The sequence below is a fragment of the Oleiphilus sp. HI0080 genome (assembly GCF_001635135.1).
On record NZ_LWFU01000401.1, the window covers coordinates 1 to 7,258 of the forward strand.

General features: G+C 48.3%; 6 protein-coding genes and 1 pseudogene. All 7 read right to left on the reverse strand.

The features are described from left to right. On the reverse strand, positions 1–1,004 hold a 1,004-nt coding region (astB, locus tag A3751_RS07155; RefSeq protein ID WP_068453802.1), incomplete at its 3' end, for an N-succinylarginine dihydrolase. Between the two features lie 26 nt (positions 1,005–1,030). Continuing rightward, positions 1,031–2,503, reverse strand: coding sequence for a succinylglutamate-semialdehyde dehydrogenase (gene astD, locus A3751_RS07160; protein ID WP_068453803.1), 1,473 nt, complete (start codon positions 2,501–2,503; stop codon positions 1,031–1,033). A gap of 9 nt (positions 2,504–2,512) precedes the next feature. Beyond that, positions 2,513–3,547, reverse strand: a complete 1,035-nt coding sequence (gene astA, locus A3751_RS07165; protein WP_068453804.1) for an arginine N-succinyltransferase — start codon at positions 3,545–3,547, stop codon at positions 2,513–2,515. 84 nt (positions 3,548–3,631) lie between these two features. Further along, on the reverse strand, positions 3,632–4,645 hold the full coding sequence (locus tag A3751_RS07170; RefSeq protein WP_068453805.1) for an arginine N-succinyltransferase: 1,014 nt from the start codon (positions 4,643–4,645) through the stop codon (positions 3,632–3,634). A 1-nt stretch (position 4,646) separates the two neighbouring features. After that, the gene (locus A3751_RS07175; protein ID WP_068453807.1) at positions 4,647–5,870 is read right to left on the reverse strand and encodes an aspartate aminotransferase family protein; all 1,224 of its coding nucleotides are present in this window, start codon (positions 5,868–5,870) and stop codon (positions 4,647–4,649) included. A 226-nt stretch (positions 5,871–6,096) separates the two neighbouring features. Then, positions 6,097–6,639 carry a DUF2058 domain-containing protein gene (locus A3751_RS07180; RefSeq protein WP_068453809.1) on the reverse strand — a complete coding sequence of 181 codons (543 nt, stop codon included), beginning with the start codon at positions 6,637–6,639 and terminating at the stop codon, positions 6,097–6,099. Between the two features lie 35 nt (positions 6,640–6,674). After that, a pseudogene (locus A3751_RS23460) lies at positions 6,675–7,214 on the reverse strand (metal ABC transporter solute-binding protein, Zn/Mn family). Positions 7,215–7,258: the final 44 nt, after the last annotated feature.

Here is a 7,258-nt window from a genome sequence, read left to right on the forward strand (position 1 = left end):
ACAGACGGCGTATCATCACATTCCGAAGGCACAACGAGCATCATTTCACCTTCGCTGGTAGTCACCAACTGGCTATTAAAGAGATAACTTGAAACCGCATCATGCAGAGGCACTTCGTGCTCAGGAACGGTAATCACCAACAGCTCTGTATCACCAAGCTTGGCTTTAAGCTCGCTGATCACCTCATCTTGTCTAAGGAATGCTTCTTCATGGCAAAAGAATACGTTTTGATTGCCAACCGAAATCACGTCATTGTGAAAGACACCGGCATCAATGGTATCTGGATGCTGCTGGGCATAGACAACACGGCTTTCATCAATCTGATGCAGTCGAACGACAGCCTGACAGGCCTCAAGAGTTTGTCTGGCAGGGTAGCGTTTGGGCTTTAAACCTCGTTCGCTAAACGCCTGACGACCGTAAACAAAAAGCTGAACACCCGGCCGATCGTAAGCGGAACAAAAGCGCGTATGATTGGCAGCCCCTTCATCACCAAACTGGCCGACCGACGGTAATGCGGCATGATGGGCAAAATACCGTTCGTTATTAAAAATCGCTTGCAGCATCCGGCTCGTCGTTGGATGCTCTATCGCACGATGCAGCTTTGCATTTAGATTCGCCGGCGTGAAATGCACTAAACCGTCGTTACTATCTGCGCTTGGAGACACGGTCGCGGCATTGGCTGTCCACATGCATGAGGCGGAGAAAACAGAGCCCAGAATGGCCGGAGCTTCCTTGGCTGCTTTAGTAAGAACTTGAGCATCTGTTCCTACAAATCCAAGTTGACGCAACAGGCTCATCTCGGGCCGATGATGCGGAAGCAAAATTCCTTGTTTGATGCCTTTATCCGCTAGCGCCTTCATTTTTTGCAAGCCTTGAAGGGCAGCCTGTTTTGGATTGGAAACATCTTTCAGGCTTTGCTCAGATGCGATGTTGCCAAACGACAAGCCCGCATAGTTATGAGTGGGTCCGACAAGCCCATCGAAATTTACTTCATACGCCTTCATGATGCGTCCCTTTGTTAATCCAACACTTATGTTTTAATTTCCAAACCTGGAGAAATCGATGCAGGTAGCATAGCGTGTTCTGCTTCCATCGATGCTACCGGATAAGCGCAATAATCTGCCGCATACAAAGCACTCGCACGATGGTTGCCGCTTGCGCCGATACCACCAAACGGTGCTGCACTACTGGCACCGGTTAAAGGCATATTCCAGTTCACAATGCCGGCTCTGCTGTCTAGTAAAAAGCGCTGCCATAACTCTGCGCTTTCGCTAATCAGTCCTGCGGCTAAGCCAAAACGCGTCCTATTGGCGAGCTCTATCGCCTGCGCATAATCATCATAACGGATAACCTGCATGAGCGGTCCAAAGTATTCTTCATCTGGCGCGTTAATGCCGCTTACATCAACAATGCTCGGTCGCAACATTGCAGCAACCTTGTTGTCCCGCGCTAATTCGAGCAATGGTTTTGCCCCCAGCCCGAGTAAGCGCTGATAAGCATCTACAATATTCTGTGCTGCTGCATCTGAAACGAGACAACCCATAAATGGCTGGCTCTCGGCATCATAAGCACCTACGCTTAATTCGCGGGTCGAGGAGATCAAACTCGAGACCAGTTTGTCACCAAACTCCCCCTTAGGGATAAACACACGTCGCGCGCAAGTGCAGCGCTGTCCTGCGGATACAAAGCTAGAAAACAGAATATGATGGACCGTCGCCTCAAAGGGGACATCCTCATCAATAATCAGCGGGTTATTACCCCCCATCTCAAGGGCAAGGATTTTGTCGGGCTGACCACCCCAAAGTTGATGCAAGATAGCGCCGGTGCCTGAACTACCTGTAAAGAACAGGCCATCTAGGCCGGTGTGCTGTGAAAGCGCTTCACCGGTCATACGCTCACCCTGAACCAGATTCATCACGCCTTCGGGAAGCCCCGCTTCGAGCCAAAGCTTCATCGTGATCTCTGCAACCAGAGGGCATTGCTCACTGGGTTTAAACACAATGGTATTGCCAGCCAGTAAGGCAGGAATAATATGACCATTTGGCAGGTGCCCAGGAAAATTATAGGGTCCAAAAACGGCCACCACGCCATGCGGTCGATGTCGAAGACTTGCGGTGCCTGCCGGGAGCTGTTTACTACTAGAACCTGTTCGGTCGTTATATGCCTGAATTGAAATTCCGACCTTGCCAATCATTGCCGCAACTTCAGTGCGCGACTCCCACAAAGGCTTACCCGTCTCTTTACCGATCGCATCTGCAAGCGCTTCGGTGTTTGTCTGAAGCTGTTCTTTGAAACGTTCAACTAAGGCCACTCTCTGCTCAAAAGAGGTACGTGCCCAATCAACGAATGCAGAGCGTGCAGCCGATATAGCATGATCGACGTCATCACTATTTGCCGTTGTGGCAGACCAAACACGCTCTTGCGTATAGGGGTTCGTACTTTCAAGAACAGGGCCGGAACCTTCCTGCCATTTACCATTAATCAACAACCCAAGGTTGGACATGCTGCTCTCCTATTCGTAACGAAGCGGTATCACGCGAATATCAGATTGGTCATCTATCAATAACGCATCAGCTTGCTCTTTACTCAAACTAACATGGTCGTGGGCGACCTGCTCTTTGGATACAAGCAAGGCTCTGAAACGCTCCATTTTTCGATTCGAAACCACATAGTCAGTGCGTTCACCAACAGGCGCTTTATGCTGTTCATCAACTCTATACGGTAAAACTTTACTCTCTCGAACGCCTCGAATTTCTTCAACAAAGGTCTCCATCACCGGTCCTCCATCGAAAATATCGACATAACCGTTAAAGTGAAAACCCTCTTTTTTCAGCATCTCAAGCGCCGGGCGCGTATTTTCGTGAGGTTGCGCAATGACGGCACGCGCCTCTGGACTAAGGGAAAATAGATAAATTGGGTATTTAGGCATTAGCTCTGCAACCATTTCTTTGTTGCCGAGCCCGACTTGATAATCGGCATAAGAAAAGTCCATTTGAAAGAACTTTTTACCTAGTGACTCCCAAAATGGTGAGATACCGTTTGAATCGGAAACACCGCGCATTTCAGCAACAATCTTAGAAGCAAAGTAGTCTTGAAAGTCCGCCAAAAAGAGTAATCGGCATTTCGATAGCAAACGCCCGTTGTTGCCCTGACGAGAAGACGTATCGAGATATAAGGTACACAATTCAGATACACCAGTCAGGTCGTTCGTTATGTACAACATCTGATTTGAACTATGAACACCTATTTGCTTTGAGGCATGAACAACCTTACAAATTCGGTAGTTATACCATACCTGTTCAAGCCCAACGTTTGCTTCAATAGCACTAACACCCACAACCTGATCAGATTTGGTGTCTTGCATCGCAAACACATAGTTACCGCGCTCCTTGGGTTGCGCACCACGAAAAGAGCGAATCGAATTAAAAATGCGATTCTCTAATAAGTCTGGATTATTCGGTAAGGTCGTCACACCAACACCGGAGCCCTCGGCGAAGCCAATCAAAGCGGTGAGATCCTGACTTTCTATCGGTCGAACCACCATCATATCCAGCAATCTCCTTGATGCCTGAGCACATTCATTCCAAAAAACCTATTCAGCCAGCGCATTTCAAAAGCACTGACCTGGCTTCTAACAGGGACTAAAGAAATACTCCGATCCAGAGCGTAACTTCAAGTGTTCCATTTCTGCCGTATTGACCCGCAGCACATCTCCTCGTCCATCCGTTAGTTGAACCAAGCCACATCGAAAATCCGTGTAAGCGTCGTTACAGACTAAAAATGGCAAGCCAGTGGATACGCTGCCGTGTAACAAGGTCTTCTTTGACGCATCTTTATAGGTTGTGACTTCATCACGTTTGGCAATCATCACCTCACCAGCATCAAAAATATCGACGTAGGGCGAGCGCTGAAAGCCTTCTCTCTCGAGCAACGCGTGAATATCTCTTGCCCTATCATCATGCCGCCCGATAACGGCCTGCGCTTCGGGCGTTAGCATCTTCACGTACACGGGGTGCGGTGGCATCAGTTCCGCTAGGAAGGTTCGGCTCTTGGTGGCAACGTGATAATTTGCACTAGCGTAATCCATATTGAAGAAGTTGCGCCCCCAGCTATCCCAGAAGGCGGACTGCCCTTCTTCATTGCATACCCCTTGCAGCTCAACGACAAGATTCTCGCTAAACATATCACTGAATTGTCGCATGAACATAAATCGAGCACGCGAGATCAAATCAAATTGCGTTGTACCAAGAAGCTCTCGCTTGATCGCAAAGGAGCATAAAACGTTGTAACCAGTGAGTTCATGCGTGAGGTGCAACACCGAAACCGGAGTATGAATATCAAAGGTCTCGGAAGCATGAATCAACTCACCAAGGCGATAGTTATAGAACGGTCTCTTGGACTCATTGTTCATTGCAATACCCGAACAGCCTAAAATCTGTCCTGTTTGCGTGTCCTCTAATACAAACAGAAAAAACTGTCCGCCGGTCAAACCGGAGCTATCTTCAAACGAACGTAAAGAGTGCTCAATACGCTCTACAAGCCTCGCACGTTTTCGCGGGAGAGAAGAAATCTGCGCATGATTATCGCGCACTAGAGACTCGATACTGCTTACATCATCCAGTGTGCATGGACGCACTAGATGCATGTTACGCCTCCGTTCCAACAAACAAAGAGATCGCTTGATCTAACCGCGCCATCCCTGCGTCAATATCGCCGTCGGCGATAATTAAAGAAGGCGCCATACGCAAGACATTAGGGCCGGCAATTAACACCATTAAGCCCTCATCCATCGCTTTAACGAGAATATCTTTCGCCTTACCTTGATAGGCTTCAGCCATTTCACAACCGATTAAAAGCCCGCAACTTCGAATCTCTTTGAAAACTCCATACCGCTTGTTAATGGCTTCGAGACCACTCATAAAACGTGAATGCTTCGCTTCAACCTCGCTAATCACATTGTTCTCAAGCAACTCGAGAATCAATGCTTCCGCCACCGCACACGCTAATGGATTGCCGCCATAGGTACTGCCATGGGTGCCAACTCCAAAGCTCTGCGCCACTTTTTCTGAAGTGAGCATCGCGCCCACAGGAAAACCACCACCTAACGATTTTGCTGTCGTTAAGATGTCTGGAATGACGCCGTACTTCTGATACGCATAAAGCGCACCTGAACGTCCGACACCTGTTTGAATCTCATCAAGCACAAGTAACGCATTATGTTTATCACACAGTGCACGCAAGCCCTTCAAAAACTCAGGATCAGCCGGTTTCACTCCACCTTCACCTTGAACCGGCTCAAGTACCACGGCACACGTTTTTTCTGAGATGAGTGCTTCGACACTCGCAAGATCGTTGAAGGTGGCATGTTTGATACCGCCTGGAACCGGCTCAAAACCCTCTGTATATTTGGCTTGCCCACCAACGGAAACAGTAAACAATGTACGCCCGTGAAAGCTGCCATAAAAAGAAAGGATTTCGTTTTTCTCTGCGCCATAGTGATCATGCGCATACTTGCGAACCAGTTTGAAAGCGGCTTCATTTGCCTCTGCGCCAGAATTCGCAAAAAACACGCGATCCGCAAAGGTGTTTTCGGTTAACAAGCTTGCCAAACGAAGTGCTGGCTCATTCGTCATCACATTACTTACATGCCAGAGTTTTTCTGCCTGCTCCTTTAAGGTGCTTACCAAACGCGGATGAACATGCCCTAAAGCACTAACGGCAATACCGCCTGCGAAGTCAATATACTCTTTACCTTCTTGATCCCAAACGCGCGAGCCCTGACCCCGAACCGGGATCACCGCTGACGGTGCATAATTCGGAACCATAACCTGATCAAACACAGATCGGCTGGGGTGAAGTTCATGTGACATACTCGGCTCTCCATACCTAAAGTTCTGAGGCAATAAGCCCATTCCCCAGAACGCTTGAAAATAAGTTGCTACAAAAGATAGCGCAAAAAGAGCGATAAGGTTGCTTTTTGTCGCTATGTACCGGTCTTCGTGAGCCGGTCTTAGTCGGGTAAGTGTTGGGTAAGAGCTCTGCGAGACGAAAGAGCGAGACTACAGAGCGAGCCTCGTACCTCTCACATTCTACCTCTTACCACATCAAATCATCCGGAATCTGATAATCCTTATACGGATCATCTTCATCAACCTTTTCGCCGCTGCCATCATTCAAGACAACAACAAAGGCGGCATCTCTTTCGGCGATTTTTTCGGCAACTGGTCGTGCGACCACAGCATAGGAGTCACCTTTTCGAACGAGCGCCAAGCGGCCCTTCGCAAGAGCGTCCACCGTTTGATCGTCGACATAGATCTTTTGAATCTTCGCGCCATCAGCAAACTGATAGCCGGTCTCTCCATCGACTCGTAAGGTGTTAACGTTCACGAGCTGGCGGATTTGCGCTTGAATTTCACGTTCGCGCAATTCCGCTTTTTTCTTCTCATTCAGCGCTCGATCGCGCTCGGCCTTTTCAAGCCTCTCGCGTTCAAGCCTTGCCTTCTTCTGCGCGTCTTCTTCAGCAAGACCTGAGCGCCCTACTTGCTTGTTCTTCTTTCGCTTTTCTTGCTTTATGGCCTTGGCCTTTTTATTGTCGACAAGGCCCGCGCCCATCAACTGCTCTTGCAGCGACTTAGCCATAGCTACTCTCCATCATTTACTCATTTTTCTCAAATTTAGTGTTCATGTTCTTGGGCATGTTCTTGGGTATGACCATTATTTTCATGCGCGCCACGATTGTCTCGGTGTCTGACAACAGAAGCATCGGATGCCGCCATCGCTCCACCGAGCAAATCCAAATTGTACTCCATCATTTGGATGTAGCTGCGAGCTTTATCCCCCGACAACGCTCCAGAAATCAGCGTACCAGAAATCACAACTGAGGTTTTATTCTCCAGCCGCTCTATCAGCTTGGTATTCGCTATATTCTCATTAAAAATGGCAGTAACGCCCAAAGAGCGAACCTTTCTTACCACTTCCGCTACTCTGCGTGCGGAAGTATCCGATCTAGTGCTCATGCCACTCAAACTTTAGACAGAGAGCCCATAATCCTTTGCCAGATACGCAAATGAACTATGCGGGATAACAATGTTTTTTCTCGCATCTTCTATACCAGAGAACAGCGCCATTGCGCGAGCATCAAGCTGTTTAATCTGGTCTATGTACGTGGCTTTTCGATCTTCAAAATAGGCTGACGAATCAGGTCTCAGCCTCACCAACTCTGAGGAAATATTCTCTAAGTAGTAAATTGCCTGTCTCA

Bases quoted from the DNA above. Each gene is read 5' to 3' on its own strand.
- astD (WP_068453803.1), bottom strand. From the start codon at position 2,503: ATGTCCAACCTTGGGTTGTTGATTAATGGTAAATGGCAGGAAGGTTCC.
- astA (WP_068453804.1), bottom strand. From the start codon at position 3,547: ATGATGGTGGTTCGACCGATAGAAAGTCAGGATCTCACCGCTTTGATT.
- A3751_RS07170 (WP_068453805.1), bottom strand. From the start codon at position 4,645: ATGCATCTAGTGCGTCCATGCACACTGGATGATGTAAGCAGTATCGAG.
- A3751_RS07175 (WP_068453807.1), bottom strand. From the start codon at position 5,870: ATGTCACATGAACTTCACCCCAGCCGATCTGTGTTTGATCAGGTTATG.
- A3751_RS07180 (WP_068453809.1), bottom strand. From the start codon at position 6,639: ATGGCTAAGTCGCTGCAAGAGCAGTTGATGGGCGCGGGCCTTGTCGAC.